Origin of the sequence: Blastomonas sp., from assembly GCF_041747255.1 — a bacterium.
In the GTDB taxonomy this organism is placed as follows: domain Bacteria; phylum Pseudomonadota; class Alphaproteobacteria; order Sphingomonadales; family Sphingomonadaceae; genus Blastomonas.
This window is the reverse complement of sequence record NZ_JBGTFM010000001.1, coordinates 1-14,627: the sequence shown is the minus strand read 5'-3', so window position 1 is coordinate 14,627 and position 14,627 is coordinate 1. Positions and strand designations below refer to the sequence as shown.

15 protein-coding genes and 1 riboswitch are annotated in these 14,627 nt (G+C 61.2%); of the genes, 3 read left to right on the top strand and 12 right to left on the bottom strand.

Annotated elements, in window-relative coordinates:
* Positions 1-24: 24 nt before the first annotated feature.
* Positions 25-663, bottom strand: a complete 639-nt coding sequence (locus tag ACEW8G_RS00075; RefSeq protein WP_373486414.1) for a DUF938 domain-containing protein — start codon at positions 661-663, stop codon at positions 25-27.
* 45 nt (positions 664-708) lie between these two features.
* On the opposite strand from ACEW8G_RS00075, the gene ACEW8G_RS00070 reads away from it, so the two are divergent.
* Positions 709-1,236 (top strand): isoprenylcysteine carboxylmethyltransferase family protein, encoded by a 528-nt coding sequence (locus tag ACEW8G_RS00070; protein WP_373486413.1) that lies wholly within the window; start codon positions 709-711, stop codon positions 1,234-1,236.
* A 15-nt stretch (positions 1,237-1,251) separates the two neighbouring features.
* Here ACEW8G_RS00070 and gcvPB read toward each other — a convergent pair whose 3' ends face one another.
* The 11 genes from gcvPB to ACEW8G_RS00015 form a co-directional block, all read right to left on the bottom strand.
* Positions 1,252-2,832 carry an aminomethyl-transferring glycine dehydrogenase subunit GcvPB gene (gene gcvPB / locus ACEW8G_RS00065; RefSeq protein WP_373486412.1) on the bottom strand — a complete coding sequence of 527 codons (1,581 nt, stop codon included), beginning with the start codon at positions 2,830-2,832 and terminating at the stop codon, positions 1,252-1,254.
* Positions 2,829-4,187, bottom strand: a complete 1,359-nt coding sequence (gcvPA, locus tag ACEW8G_RS00060; RefSeq protein WP_373486411.1) for an aminomethyl-transferring glycine dehydrogenase subunit GcvPA — start codon at positions 4,185-4,187, stop codon at positions 2,829-2,831. The genes gcvPB and gcvPA overlap by 4 nt, the downstream gene beginning before the upstream one ends.
* Positions 4,188-4,225: 38 nt before the next feature.
* Positions 4,226-4,597, bottom strand: a complete 372-nt coding sequence (gcvH, locus tag ACEW8G_RS00055) for a glycine cleavage system protein GcvH (protein WP_373486410.1) — start codon at positions 4,595-4,597, stop codon at positions 4,226-4,228.
* A 20-nt stretch (positions 4,598-4,617) separates the two neighbouring features.
* Positions 4,618-5,754, bottom strand: coding sequence for a glycine cleavage system aminomethyltransferase GcvT (gene gcvT / locus ACEW8G_RS00050; RefSeq protein WP_373486409.1), 1,137 nt, complete (start codon positions 5,752-5,754; stop codon positions 4,618-4,620).
* 171 nt (positions 5,755-5,925) lie between these two features.
* Positions 5,926-6,018, bottom strand: a riboswitch (glycine riboswitch).
* A 96-nt stretch (positions 6,019-6,114) separates the two neighbouring features.
* The gene (locus ACEW8G_RS00045) at positions 6,115-7,284 is read right to left on the bottom strand and encodes a deoxyguanosinetriphosphate triphosphohydrolase (RefSeq protein WP_373486408.1); all 1,170 of its coding nucleotides are present in this window, start codon (positions 7,282-7,284) and stop codon (positions 6,115-6,117) included.
* A 132-nt stretch (positions 7,285-7,416) separates the two neighbouring features.
* Entirely contained in the window at positions 7,417-8,112 is a 696-nt protein-coding gene (locus ACEW8G_RS00040) for an aspartate/glutamate racemase family protein (protein WP_373486407.1), read from the bottom strand.
* A 9-nt stretch (positions 8,113-8,121) separates the two neighbouring features.
* The gene (locus ACEW8G_RS00035) at positions 8,122-9,537 is read right to left on the bottom strand and encodes an NAD(P)(+) transhydrogenase (Re/Si-specific) subunit beta (protein ID WP_373486406.1); all 1,416 of its coding nucleotides are present in this window, start codon (positions 9,535-9,537) and stop codon (positions 8,122-8,124) included.
* Between the two features lie 263 nt (positions 9,538-9,800).
* Positions 9,801-10,085 (bottom strand): NAD(P) transhydrogenase subunit alpha, encoded by a 285-nt coding sequence (locus tag ACEW8G_RS00030; protein ID WP_373486405.1) that lies wholly within the window; start codon positions 10,083-10,085, stop codon positions 9,801-9,803.
* Positions 10,086-10,101: 16 nt separating this feature from the next.
* The gene (locus tag ACEW8G_RS00025; protein ID WP_373486404.1) at positions 10,102-10,500 is read right to left on the bottom strand and encodes an endonuclease domain-containing protein; all 399 of its coding nucleotides are present in this window, start codon (positions 10,498-10,500) and stop codon (positions 10,102-10,104) included.
* A gap of 151 nt (positions 10,501-10,651) precedes the next feature.
* Complete coding sequence (locus ACEW8G_RS00020) at positions 10,652-11,779, bottom strand: NAD(P) transhydrogenase subunit alpha (protein WP_373486403.1); 1,128 nt, start codon at positions 11,777-11,779, stop codon at positions 10,652-10,654.
* Between the two features lie 11 nt (positions 11,780-11,790).
* Positions 11,791-11,925 carry an aa3-type cytochrome c oxidase subunit IV gene (locus ACEW8G_RS00015; RefSeq protein WP_373486402.1) on the bottom strand — a complete coding sequence of 45 codons (135 nt, stop codon included), beginning with the start codon at positions 11,923-11,925 and terminating at the stop codon, positions 11,791-11,793.
* 156 nt (positions 11,926-12,081) lie between these two features.
* On the opposite strand from ACEW8G_RS00015, the gene ACEW8G_RS00010 reads away from it, so the two are divergent.
* Positions 12,082-13,518, top strand: coding sequence for a sigma-54-dependent transcriptional regulator (locus tag ACEW8G_RS00010; protein ID WP_373486436.1), 1,437 nt, complete (start codon positions 12,082-12,084; stop codon positions 13,516-13,518).
* 49 nt (positions 13,519-13,567) lie between these two features.
* A partial coding sequence (locus ACEW8G_RS00005; protein ID WP_373486401.1) for an ATP-dependent DNA helicase RecQ occupies positions 13,568-14,627 on the top strand: 1,060 nt, incomplete at its 3' end.

Below are 14,627 nucleotides of genomic sequence, written 5' to 3'. Positions count from 1 at the left end.
CCGCTTTGGCAACAGGCTGCCCGATCAGGCGCTCCGATAGACCAGAGCGATGTTGTTGGCCGGCATTGCAAAAAGGCGCTCGCGGAGCAGCCCATGTGCCTGCCCCAGCACATCCATCGCGCTGACATCACGCAGTCCCCAGCTTGGGTTCCGTGCCTTCAACGAGGCATCGAAATCGATATTGCTCTGTGCTGTCATGACGTCATGACGCAAAAACGGCCCATAGATGAACAGCGGCGCGCCCGTTGGCAGGACCGCCGCAGCGCCGCAGAACAGCGCTTCGCTGGCGGTCCATGGGCTGATGTGTGCCATATTGATGCACAACAGAGCATCAGCTCGCGCGATTGGCCAGGGGCGCCGCTCGACATCGATAAGGATCGGCTCGGCAACGTTGCTCAGCCCCGATTGCGCGGTCCACGCTGCGATTGAGGCGAGGCTCGCAGGTTCGGCATCGCTGGGCTGCCAGGTCAGCTGCGGCCAAAGCCCGGCGAAATGCGTGACATGCTCGCCGCTGCCGCTGGCGATTTCCAGCACGCTGCCGCACGCGGGCAAAATATCGGCGAGCACAGCAGCAATGGCATCGCGGTTGCGCACCGTTGCGGGGGCGTGGCGGCGGGCTTCACTGCCTGCTTCATCGATAAGCCATGGTTTGGGATCAGCCATGGCGCTCACTTAACGGCTGCAGCGGGGCGTTGCCAAGGCTTGCCAATGTTTCATTGCAGCGCCAACGTGCCGATTATGGATTATGACCCGCCGCAACTGCCCCGTACTGATGCCAGCCTTGCGCCCGCCGTCCGGTTTCCGCCACCTTTGGTGTTTATAGGTTTTATCCTGCTGGGCCTGCTTGCTGATCGGCTGTTGTCGTTGCCGAGCATGCCTATCAGCCGTGATATCACCTGGGTCGGCTTTGCACTGGTGATGGTTGGCATCGGCCTGCTCATCATCTCGCTGGGCTTGTTCCGCGCTGTTGGCGAGAACCCTGAACCGTGGACGCCCAGCCAGGAAATTATTGCACGCGGCCCTTATCGCCACAGCCGCAACCCGATGTATCTGGGCATGCTGCTGATCCACATCGGCTATGCCATCTGGTCGGCGAGCATGGGGATATTGTTCTTTGCGCTATTCGCGTTCGTTGCCATCGATCGCTTTGTTATTGCCAAGGAAGAGAGTTATTTACGCCGCCGCTTTGGCAAAATGTATGAAGACTATGAACGCCGGGTCAGGCGCTGGGTCTGACCCGGCGATCATAAATCATTCAGCGGCTTCGGCGATCACCGCATCGGGTTCGGTCCACACCAGCACCGGCTTGCGCGCGGCCAGCGTTTCATCGAGCCTGCGTCGCGGCGCGAAATGCGGTGCGCTGTGCAGCGAAGCATCGCCGTCGCGCGCCCGCTGCGCCACCGAACGCAGGGCACCGATAAACTGATCGAGCGCTGCCTTGCTCTCTGTCTCGGTTGGCTCGACCAGCATGGCACCGTGCACGACCAACGGGAAATACATCGTCATCGGATGAAAGCCCTCGTCGATCAGTCCCTTGGCGACATCGATGGTCGAAAAGCCCTCGGCAAAGCCTGCATCGGAAAACAGGGCCTCGTGCATACAAGGGCCCGATTCCGCGAACGGCGCATCGAGAACATCCTCCAGCGCGCGCAGCACATAGTTAGCATTCAATACAGCGTCTTCGGCGACCTGCTGCAGCCCATCTGCGCCGTGGCTGAGGATGTATGACAGAGCGCGCGTAAACATGCCCATCTGGCCGTGGAAAGCGACCATGCGGCCAAAGCTGGATTTGTGATGATCCTCGGCGGTTTCCTCCTCGATCAGCACGAGCGTGCCATCGTCCTGCCGTTCGACAATCGGCAGCGGCGCATAAGGCGCCAGTGCCGCCGACAGCACCACAGGGCCAGAACCCGGCCCCCCGCCACCATGCGGCGTCGAGAAGGTCTTGTGCAGGTTGATGTGCATCGCATCGACGCCGAGGTCACCAGGGCGCACCTTGCCGACGATGGCATTAAAGTTCGCGCCATCGCAATAGACGAAGCCTCCGGCATCATGCACTGCATCAGAAATAGCCTTAAGATCACGCTCGAACAAGCCGCAGGTATTGGGATTTGTGATCATCACGCCCGCGACATCAGGCCCGAGCCGCGCCTTCAGCGCCTCCAGATCGACACGGCCATGGCTATCGGCAGGAATGTCCTCAACCTGATAGCCAGCAAATGCCGCGGTCGCAGGGTTGGTACCGTGCGCACTTTCAGGCACCAGAATAACCGATCGCATATCGCCGCGCGCCTCAAGCGCCGAGCGGATCGCCAGAATACCGCACAGTTCGCCATGCGCGCCCGCCTTGGGCGACATCGCCACCGCCGTCATGCCGGTGAGCTTGATCAGCCAGTCCGCAAGTTCATCGATCAGCCCAAGCGCGCCCTGCACGGTCTGCACCGGCTGCATCGGGTGAATGTCGGCAAAACCCGGCAGCCGAGCGAGCTTCTCATTCAGCCGTGGATTGTGCTTCATCGTGCACGACCCCAACGGAAACAACCCAAGATCAATGCCATAATTCTGGCGGCTGAGCCGTGTGTAATGCCGCACCGTCTCCTGTTCTGACAGGCCGGGCAATCCGATGGCACTGCGCCGGTCCAGCCCACCGAGCCGAGAGTTGACCTTGGGTGCAGGGGCGAAATCGACCCCGGTATGCGCGGCGTCGCCGATTTCGAAGATCAACGCTTCTTCAAGCAGCAGTGCGCGGTTGCCGGTGCTGGTTGCAGGCGCGCCGCCCGCGTCGCTACCGTTGTCCTGACGCGTCGGGCGTCCCTGGTTATTCATGCTCATGCCAGCACCTCCTGAAGTGCGGTTGCGAATTCTTCGATATCCTGCTGGGTCGCGGTCTCGGTGACCGCAACAACAAGTCCATGGCCGAGATCTGGCTCTTCAGGATAGAGGCGCCCAAGCGATACCCCGCCCAGAATGCGCCTGTCCGCCAGTGCCCGCGTCACAGAGCGCGCATCCTTCGGAAGGACCAACGTGAACTCGTTGAAAAAGCTTTCATTGATCAGTGTGACCCCTGGCACTTGCTCCAATCGATCGGCGGCAAGCACCGCCATCGCATGGTTGAGTGTTGCCAACTGACGCAGCCCTTGCTCGCCCAACAACGTCATGTGAACCGAAAACGCCAGCGCACACAGGCCTGAATTCGTGCAGATGTTGCTGGTCGCCTTCTCGCGGCGGATATGCTGCTCGCGAGTCGAGAGCGTCAGCACAAACCCGCGCTTGCCCTCGGCATCGACCGTCTCACCGCACAGCCTCCCAGGCATTTGGCGGACATATTTTTGTTTGCAGGCGAACAGCCCCACATAGGGCCCACCAAACTGGAGGCCGACGCCAAGCGACTGGCCTTCGCCCACGACGATATCCGCGCCCATTTCGCCGGGGCTGCGGATGGCACCCAGTGCCACCGGCTCGGTGACCACGGCGATCAGCAGCGCGCCCGCCGCCTGAGCGGCCTTTGCGAGCGCGGACAAGTCATCGATGCGGCCCAGAATGTCCGGATATTGCACGACAACGCAGCTTGTGTCCTTGTCGATGCGGCCAATCAGGTCGGCAATGTCGGTTGCAGCATCGAGCCCGGGCGCAGCATGTTCCAGCACATCGCCGGTGAACCGCGCCATCGTCTTTGCGACGGAAACATAATGCGGGTGGAGCCCGGATGACAGCAGCGCCGTTGCGCGCTTCGTGATCCGCCGTGCCATGGTGATCGCTTCCCAGCAGGCGGTGGACCCGTCGTACATCGACGCGTTGGCGACATCGCAGCCGAGCAGCCGCGCAACCTGCGTCTGGAATTCGAACAGCATCTGCAGCGTGCCCTGCGCGATTTCTGGCTGATACGGCGTGTAGGCGGTCAAAAACTCGCCGCGCTGGATAAGGTGATCGACCGATGCGGGAACGTGGTGGCGATAAGCGCCTGCTCCCATGAAAAACGGCACTTCGCCTGCCACAAGATTCTGGCTCGCCAGCGCTTTCAGATGACGCTCGACCATCATTTCCGGCGCGTGCATCGGCAGGTCGTGAATCGGCCCGGTCAGTCGCGCGGCCTCGGGAATGTCAACGAACAGCTCGTCAATGGTCGCCGCCCCAATTGTGGCGAGCATCGCCTGGCGGTCGTTGGTATTCAGTGGCAGATAACGCATGTTCGGGTCTGTCCTTGATCAATCAAAATATTTATAATTTAGAGGCCTGCGACGAACTGCTTATAAGCCGCCTCATCCATCAACCCGTCGAGCTCGCTCATGTCGCTGAGCTCAAGCTTGAAAAACCAGCCATCGCCTTCGGGATCAGTGTTCACCAGCGCGGGTTCATCGGCGAGCACGTCGTTGCCTTCGACGATCGTCCCGGAAACCGGGCAGAAGACGTCGCTGGCGGCCTTGACTGATTCGACAACGGCAGCTTCATCGCCCTTGTCGAACTGTTTGCCCTCGGCAGGCACATCGACGAACACGACGTCGCCAAGCTGCTCCTGTGCATAATCGGTGATGCCGACCGTGGCGGTGTTGCCTTCCACTTCGACCCATTCATGTTCTTCGGTAAAATAACGGTTCATGGCTTGGGCTCCTTCGATATTCAGGTTACAGAGGCGCGGCGGTAGCGGTGCGAGACGAACGGCATCGCCGCGACGGTGACAGCGATCCGCTTGCCGCGGACATCAGCGTGTAGCTGGGTGCCGTTGGCGGCATGACGGCTCGCGACCAACCCCATCGCCACCGGAACCCCGAGGCTCGGCGCGAAGCCGCCCGAGGTGACGATACCGACAGGGATGTCGCCCGCAAAAATCTCGGCGCCCTCTCGCACTGGCTGGCGGCCTTCGACCATCAGCCCGACGCGCTTGCGCGCTGCGCCACCATTGAGCTCACCAAGCACGCGGTCAGCGCCCGCAAAACCGCCCTCAATGCGGCGACGTTTGCTGATAGCAAAGCCGAGGTCAGCCTCAACCGGCGTCACTTCGTCATTCATATCATGACCGTAAAGTGGCAGCCCTGCCTCAAGTCGCAGCGAATCGCGTGCGCCCAAACCAATCGGCTTGACGCTTTCGTGCGCGCACAGGCGATCAACCAGCGCCTCGGCATGGTCGACATCGACGCTGATCTCAAAGCCGTCCTCGCCGGTATAGCCCGAGCGGCTGATCCACAGCTGCGTGCCTTCGAATACGAACGCGCCAGCCTGCATGAAATACAGATCGGTAACCTCAGGGATAAGCGATGCCAGCGCCGCTGCCGCTTTCGGCCCTTGCAGGGCAAACAATGCGCGCTCATCGAGCAGGGTGATCACCACCTCATCGGGCAGGGTTTCGCGCAAGTAAGCGAGATCATCATATTTGGTCGCGCCGTTGACGACCAGATACAGGTCACGCGCCCGGCGCGTCACCATAAGGTCATCAAGAATGCCGCCCGTCTCGTTCAGCAGCAGCGTGTAACGCAGCCGGTTTTCCTTAAGCGCCTGGATATCGCCCGGCACCACGGCTTCCAGCGCCCTATCGGGCGTCTCGCCGGTGAGCACCGTCTGGCCCATATGGCTGACATCGAACAGCCCGGCATGCTCACGCGTCCACAGATGCTCCGCCATGACGCCTTCATATTGCACCGGCATCTGATACCCGGCGAACGAGACCATCCGGCCCCCGTGCGCACGGTGCCAGCGGTCAAGCGGCAACAGCTTGTCGGGAATGCGTTCGAGAAGTTCTGCGATATGGTCAGTGGGCATCAGGCACTCCAGTGGATAGAAAACTGCATGCACAGCCGACCAATGGCCTGCAGATGCATCCAGCCCCCTCTGTCACTTGAACCTGAGAGCTTTCATGACGGGTTCGCAATCCCGCCATTTACCCCTTCGGTGGGGCACTCCTGAATGGAGCGCCCGCTTTCCAGAGCGCCGATAGACGACACGGTCCCGATGACCTGAGAGATTCCGGGGCGGTTGCTCCTTCGGCGGCAGGGCCGAAACCCTGCGCTCTCCCGTGTCGTCATATGGATTCGCATCCATCGACGTGCCTGAAATGAACAAACGCCACAGGAGTGTCAAACGAATTGCGCTGCGCTGCAATATAATCCACCAACGTAGGCGTCAGACGTTGCTGAGCCCCTCGGGCACATACCCCAACAGGCTGGCATGACAGGTCAGTGCATAGCGATCCGTCATGCCTGCGAGGAAATCGCCGATATGACGGCTGCGCTGCGGCTCGCTGCGGGGCAATCGCTGCCGCCAGTCGTCTGGCAGGCGCGCCGGATCGTCGCGATAGACGGCAAACAGCGCTGCGACCACCTCGCGCGCACGCGCCGCCGCCTCCATCTGCCGGGGATGGTGATAAAAGCGTTCGTACATGAAAGCCTTCAGCACGCGCTCCCGCACGGCCATTTGCGGTGAAAAGCCCGCGATCAATTGCCCCGCACCGCGCACGTCATCAATATCATGCACCCCCAAGGCAGCAATATTGGCGCGGGTTGACGCAATGACGTCATTGACCATCTGGCCAATCTGGTTGCGGATGAACTCGCCATGCAGTCGCACCGGATCAACATCAGCAAAGCGCGCGCGGATATCATCCCATTGCGCGGCCACAAACGGCAGATCGAGCAGGTCATCAAAACAGATGAACCCGGCGCGCAGGCCATCATCAATGTCGTGATTGTCATAGGCAATGTCGTCTGCGACCGCTGCAACCTGCGCCTCAAGCGAAGGCCAGCACGTAAGCTTGAGGTCAAAAGCGGCATCAATCTCCGCCAGAGCCCAGCCAGGCTGGGCTACCGGTCCATTGTGCTTGGCGAGGCCCTCCAGCAGATCCCAGCTGAGGTTGAGTCCCGGCCAGCGCGGATAAGGACATTCGAGCACATGCAGCGCGCGCAATGTGTGTGCATTGTGATCAAACCCGCCATGTACCGCCAGCGCTTCGCGCAACGCATCCTCGCCCGCATGGCCAAACGGCGGATGGCCGATGTCATGCGCCAGGCACAGCGCCTCGGTCAGGTCCTCATCCAGCCCCAGCGCGCGGGCGATGGTGCGACCGATCTGCGCGACCTCAAGGCTGTGGGTCAGCCGGACGCGATAATGATCGCCGTCGGGCGCGACGAACACCTGCGTCTTGTGGCGCAGGCGGCGAAAGCTGATCGAATGGATAATGCGGTCGCGGTCACGCTGGAATGCACTGCGCGGACCACGGGTGAGCGATGCATCCTCGGCATATTGCCGCCCGCGCGAGAGTGCGGAGTCGCAGGCATAGGACGCACGGGGGGACATGGCTTTGACGTATTCCAATTGTAAACCGCTCTCCGGCGAACGCCGGAGAGCGGGAGTCAGATTGCGCTTCCGTGCCCTGAATTCCGGCGGTTGCCGGAAAACGGGGTGCCTTTGAGCAGCGCCATATGGCAGTCAACCCTCACCCAATATCCAGTCCACTGCCGCATGCGCATGGATTGCAGTGCCGTCATAGATCGGCAGCACGTTGGCCTTGGTATCGATGATCATGTCAAGCTCGGTGCAGCCCAGCACGACCGCCTGCACATCTTCTTTGGCAATGTTGGTCAGGAATGTCTTCATCGTCCGTTCCGATTCGCGCAAGGCCCTGCCCGCCATGAGTTCCTCATAGATGATCCGGTCGATCTCTTCGACGCGCTCCATCTTGGGGGCGAGCAGGCCAATGCCATGGCGGACCAGTCGCTGGCGATAAAAGCTTTCCAGCATAACATTGCGCGTGCCGATAATCGCGGCGCGCTTGATCCCGTCGGACTTCATTTTTTCGCCGACGCAATCGGCGATATGCACGATCGGCACCGACACTTCGGCCTGCACCCGGTCATAGACCTTGTGCATGGAATTTGCGCAGATCAGGATCGCGGTGGCACCCGATGTCTCAAGCGATCGTGCCGCTTCTATCAGCCGCTCCGCTGCGACATCCCAATCCTCGGGCGCGGTGATGCGCGCGATGTCGCAGAAATTGAGGCTCTCGATCACCAGCGGCGCGCTGCACAGCGAACCGACGCGTTTTTGCACCTCGCGGTTGATCAGCCGGTAATAGGTCTCGGTTGAGGCCCAGCTCATCCCGCCGATCAATCCGATCTTGCGCATGGCCCTGCCTCAGTGACCGAGGTTCTTGCAAATGTCCTCAACCATCTTCTTGGCATCGGCGAGCAGCATCATCGTCTGGTCCATGTAGAACACATCGTTGTCGACGCCCGCATAGCCCACGCCGCCCATCGAACGCTTGATGAAGAACACGGTCTTGGCCTTGTCGACATCGAACACCGGCATCCCGTAAATCGGTGAGGTCTTGTCGGTCTTGGCCGCAGGGTTGACCACATCGTTCGCGCCGATGATGAACGCGACATCGGTCTGCGCGAACTCGCTGTTGATGTCTTCGAGCTCAAACACCTCGTCATAAGGCACGTTGGCTTCGGCAAGGAGCACGTTCATGTGCCCCGGCATTCGGCCCGCAACGGGGTGAATGGCGTATTTGACGCTCACCCCTTCCTTCTTGAGCAGATCGCCCATTTCGCGCAGCGCGTGCTGTGCCTGCGCAACCGCCATGCCGTAGCCGGGCACGATGATCACGCTTTCGGCCTGCTTCATCATATAGGCCGCGTCTTCGGCCGACCCGCGCTTCCACGGACGGTCGATCTTCGCCGCGCCATCGCCACCGCCGCCGCTTTCTGCGCCAAAGCCGCCCGCGATCACCGAGATGAAGCTGCGGTTCATCGCCTTGCACATGATGTAGGAAAGGATCGCGCCTGATGAGCCGACCAGTGCGCCGGTAATGATCATCGCCGTGTTCGACAGGGTAAAGCCCATCGCCGCTGCCGCCCAGCCCGAATAGCTGTTGAGCATCGACACCACCACCGGCATGTCCGCGCCGCCGATGGGGATGATCAGCAGGAAGCCGATGATAAACGCCAGCACGGTGATGGTCAGGAACAACCATCCCTGCCCCGCGCCACCCTCTGGCGACACGGTAAACACGGCGATCAGGCCCAGGATGCCCGCAAGCACGCCCAGATTGATGACGTGGCGCCCCGGCAGCATGATCGGCGCGCCCGACATATTGCCGTTGAGCTTGAGGAAGGCGATGACCGACCCTGAGAAGGTGATCGCACCAATCGCGACCCCCAGCCCAAGTTCAACCCGGCTCACGGTCAAAATCTGGGCGTTCGCGTCGAGAATGCCGAAGGCGCTAGGGTTGAGCCAAGCCGCCAGTGCAACCAGCACGGCAGCAAGCCCGACAAGCGAGTGAAATGCCGCGACCAGCTGCGGCATATCGGTCATCTTGATGCGCCGGGCAATGACGAAACCGGCAACACCGCCGATGGCGATGGCCGCGATAATCTCGACGATATTGGCAAGGTCATGCGTGATCAGCGTCGTAACGACGGCAATGCCCATGCCTACCATGCCGAAGCGGTTGCCATCACGGCTGGTTTCAGGACTGGAGAGCCCGCGCAGCGCGAGAATGAAGAACACCCCCGCGACGAGATAGGCGAGCGACACCCAGGGGCTCACAGCAGTGCCTTCGCCGCCTGCGGCAAATGCGGGCGTGGCGGAGAACGCGAAGATCGCAGCTAAAGCCCCTCTCCCCCTCGATGGAGAGGGTTGTGTAGACTTGGTGAGCGCAGCGAACTTAGTCGAAGCTGGGAGAGGGGGAGCGGCTACAGAACCTGCGCCAGCGCCCATCACGCTCATCCAACTGCGCCTAGTCGGCTTTGCCGGCAAGGCTTCGTATCCTTCTCCCATCGAGGGAGAAGGCTGCATTGCCCCCGGACGCATCACTTGCGCTCCTTCTTCTTGTACATCGCAAGCATACGCTCGGTGACCGCAAAGCCGCCGAAAATGTTGACGCTGGCAAACACCACCGCGATCAGCCCCAGATATTTGGCAATTGGTGAGTCTGCAGTCGCGCTGCCGATCAGCGCACCGACGATGATCACCGACGAAATCGCGTTGGTCACCGCCATCAGCGGCGTGTGCAGTGCGGGTGTTACCGACCAGACGACATAATAGCCGACGAAACAGGCCATCACGAAGATGGAAAGGATTGCTATGAAGTCCATGGCGGTATGTGATCCCTTAAAGCGCTTCTGACTGTTGTTCTGGTATGGCCGTCGTCTGAGTAATACGATTGCTTGCTGACAGAATAATTGCCTCGGCCATGCCGGGCACATCATGCAATACATCTGATGCCGGGACACGAATGACCAATATGCCTTTGCTCGCGAACCAACTATCTCTGAGGGCATCCCGCCGGGGAGCATCCCCACAATCATGCATCATTCCGTCGATTTCAACGACCATCCGAGCCTTGTGACAATAAAAGTCAGCGACATATGGACCCGATGGGTGTTGTCGCCGGAACCTCAGGCCCTCCGCATTTCGGCGCAGGCATTGCCAGAGCAGTACTTCAGGCGGCGACATATCGAGACGTAAGGCTCTTGCCTGATCTCCAACTCCGGGGTTTCCTTGCAACACTAAAATCCTCCCCTGCAAGGGAAGGTGGCACGCATAGCGTGACGGAGGGGTAACAGCATCTCGATGGGGTTACACCCCTCCACCACCACGCTGCGCGCGGCGGTCCCCCTCCCCTTACTGGGGAGGATTTCGTGAAGTGCTCCAGACAACATCACCCGAGCAGCCTCTCGCTCACCACCTTGCCGCCCATCGTCACGCGGACGCCCTGGACGATTTCGTCGTCATCAGGGAACACCGGTGCGTTGGCGTCTTTGTCCCAGAAGGCCGAGACGAAGTTGAACAGGTTGCGTGAAAACAAGGCCGAAGCGTCGGTTGCCAGCCGTGAGGGCACGTTGCGGTGCCCGACGATCTTGACGCCGTGGACGACAACCACCTCGCCCGCCACTGCTCCCTCGACATTGCCGCCCTGCTCCACAGCCAGATCGACGATGACGCTGCCCGGCTTCATACTGGCGATTTGCGCGTCAGAGACCAGACGCGGCGCGGCGCGGCCCGGGATCAACGCGGTGGTGATGACGATATCCTGCTTGGCAATGTGCGATGACACCAGCTCGGCCTGCGCCGCCTTGTATTCATCGGACATTTCGGTGGCATAGCCGCCCGCGCCTTCGCCCTCGATTCCGGCGACATTCTCAACGAAAATCGCCTTGGCACCCAAAGACTGAATCTGCTCCTTGGTCGCTGAACGTACATCGGTGGCCGAGACCTGTGCGCCAAGACGCCGCGCAGTGGCGATGGCCTGCAACCCGGCAACGCCGACGCCCATCACGAACACCCTGGCCGCTGACACAGTGCCCGCTGCAGTCATCATCATCGGGAACGCCTTGCCATATTCCGACGCGCCATCGAGCACGGCCTTGTATCCCGCGAGGTTGGACTGTGACGACAGGATATCCATCGATTGCGCGCGGGTGATGCGCGGCATGAATTCCATCGCCAGCGCCTGAAACCCGGCGCTCGCATAGGCGTCGATCCGCGCGCGTTCACCAAACGGGTTGAGCGAGGCTGCGATGATCGCACCAGGCTTTGCCCCGGTCAGACTGGCGGGGTCTGGCCCCTGCACACCGAAGATCAGGTCTGCATCCTGCAGAACCTCGGCACGCTTCGCGATCGTGGCCCCGGCAGCAGCGTAATCCGCATCGGAAACCGACGCATGTTCACCCGCCCCGGTCTCGACCGCCAACGTCGCGCCCAGCCCGATAAACTTCTTCACCGTTTCCTGGCTCGCCGAAACGCGCCGTTCGCCTGCTGCCTGTTCCTTCAGGACTGCAATTTTCATATGGCTAAGGATCAGCTGGCGATGAGAACGACGACAAATGCGGTGACCAGCGCCGCGATGATCGTGCCGGTCTTCATCCAGCCCATGAAGCCTGCATAGGTCTGGCGGGCACTCTCGATGTTGCCGTCGGAGGTGTCGTTGGCCATGGTAAACCTTCCCCTGTAAAAACTGTGTCCGATATGACGTCGGATCGCCTTAACCGAATGACCGCTGTGGCTCAATCCCGCAAGCATCAATTCGCCTGGGTGGAATCAATCTCACCTTTAATGGGGTTTTTACCACATTCGATTATCCACAGTCCGATGGCCAAGGACAGGATAGATCAAGACCAGCCACTCCGCCGGGTGATGCTGATCGACAACGAACCGGCGCAGTGCCGTCTGGTCGCAGCGCTTGCCGCCAAGGCCGGCTGGCGCACTATCTTTGCGCACGATTCCGAAACCGCGATCGCGACATTGGGTACCCAGCAGGGGATGATGCTCGATGCGATCATTCTCGATCAATGGGTGCCGGGCGATGAAGCCGCCGAATTGATTGCCGAACTCAAGCTGCGCCGCCCTGCGTTGCCGATCCTGATGCTGACTGCAAGCACATCGCCACTGCTGGCAGTGGAAGCAATGCGCGCCGGAGCGACCGATTATCTGATCAAACCCATTGCCCCCGACCGGCTGATCGCCGCGCTGAACGCTGCGGTGCGCAAGGAAGACAGCGACGAATTGCGACCGCTGACCGAAAAGATCGCCGCGCCGCTTGATTTCGACGAGATGATCGGGTCGTCGCCGCGCTTTCGCGCCGCGCTGGCCATTGCCGCCAAATCGGCGCGCACCCATACGCCGGTGCTGATTGAGGGTGAAAGCGGCACGGGCAAGGAAATGATCGCGCGGGCCATCCATGCGGCAAGCCCCCGATCAAAACTGCCGCTGCGGCTGGTGACCTGCTCGGGAACATCGAGTGGACAGATCGAATCGCAGCTGTTCGGGCACGAGCGTGGCGCATTCCCCGGTGCGTTCGATCGCCACATCGGCATCATCCAACGCGCCGAGGGGGGCACCATCTTCATCGACGAGATCGACCAGCTGCCGATCGAATCGCAAGCCAAGCTGGCCGATGCGATCAGATCGGGCGATATCCAGCCGCTCGGCGCGCGGCATGGCTTTGCTTGCGATGTGCGCTTCCTGTGCGCCAGCAATATGCCGCTCAAGCCGATGCTTGAGGCAGGCACGATGCGCGAGGACCTGTATTTTGCAATCGCGCCAGTACAGATCACCATCCCGGCGCTGCGCGACCGCTCCAGCGACATTCCCTCGCTGGTTCGTCATTTTCTCGCGCGGATTGCCGAGCAGCCCGGCATGCGCGGGCTTGGTATCACCGATGAAGCGCTGGCGCTGCTCGCGAACTACGACTGGCCAGGCAATGTCCGCCAGTTGCAAAATGCGCTGTTTCGCGCTGCGATCTTCTGCGACGGCGATGCGCTGACTACCACCGAGTTTCCGCAGCTGACCAACATGCTGGGCGACGATGAGCCGCGCAAACAATCGCAATGTCACGATGGCATCGGCATCACGCTTTATGCTGACGACGGCAATCTGCGCCCGCTTGAGGACATCGAGGCCGATGTCATCCGCCTTGCCATCGGCCATTATCGAGGCCGGATGACCGAAGTCGCGCGGCGCCTCGGCATTGGTCGCTCGACGCTTTATCGCAAACTCTCCGAACTGGGCATCGATAACGCCGCCTGAGGGCCAAGCCCCCTTCCCTCCTCACGCTGCGGACCATATGGACGGCGGCATGACCCGCGACCCGCTCGACGTTCTCCACGACATTTTCGGATTCTCCGCCTTTCGCGGGGTGCAGGATCAAGTCGTTCACCGAGTGCTTTCGGGAAAGAACACCCTGGCGATCATGCCAACCGGGGCGGGCAAATCTTTGTGCTATCAGCTGCCCGCCGTGGCGCGGGACGGCTGCTGTGTGGTGATATCGCCGCTGATTGCGCTGATGCACGACCAGTTGCGCGCCGCTGCCGCGCTCGGCATTCGCGCCGCCAGCCTGACCTCTGTCGATGCCGACTGGCAGGAAACGCAAGACCGGTTTCGCAGCGGCGACCTCGATCTGCTGTATGTCGCACCCGAACGTGCCAGTTCCGCAGGCTTTCGCGGACTGCTCGGCGCGGCGAAGATTGCGCTTTTAGCCATCGATGAGGCGCATTGCGTCTCGGAATGGGGGCATGATTTCCGGCCCGACTATCGCCTGCTGCGGCCATTGCTCGACAGCTTCCCCGATTGCCCAAGGCTGGCGCTGACCGCAACCGCCGACGCGCACACCCGCGCAGATATATTAAAGCAGCTCGGCATTGACCCCGAAGGTATGATCATCGCCGGGTTCGACCGGCCCAATATCCGCTATCACGTGCATCACCGCGATGGGCTGGCGCGGCAGATCGGCGATCTGGTGGCGGTGAACCCCGGCCCCGGCATCGTCTATGCGCAGACCCGCGCCGCGACAGAAAAGCTTGCCGAGCAGCTTGGCCGCGATGGCAGGCGTCAGGTGCGCGCCTATCACGCCGGGATGCAGCCCGAGGAACGACGCGCCAACCAGAGCGCGTTCATCGCCAGCGAAGACATGGTGATGGTTGCCACGGTCGCGTTCGGCATGGGCATCGACAAGCCCGATGTGCGCTTTGTTGCGCATGCCGGGATCCCCAAGTCCATTGAAGGCTATTATCAGGAATCGGGCCGCGCCGGTCGCGATGGTGAACCGGCAGCGGCGCATCTGTTCTGGGGCGCGGATGATTTCGCCCGCGCTCGCCAGCGGATCAACGAGGTCGAGGAGGCACGGCGCGGCGGGGAGC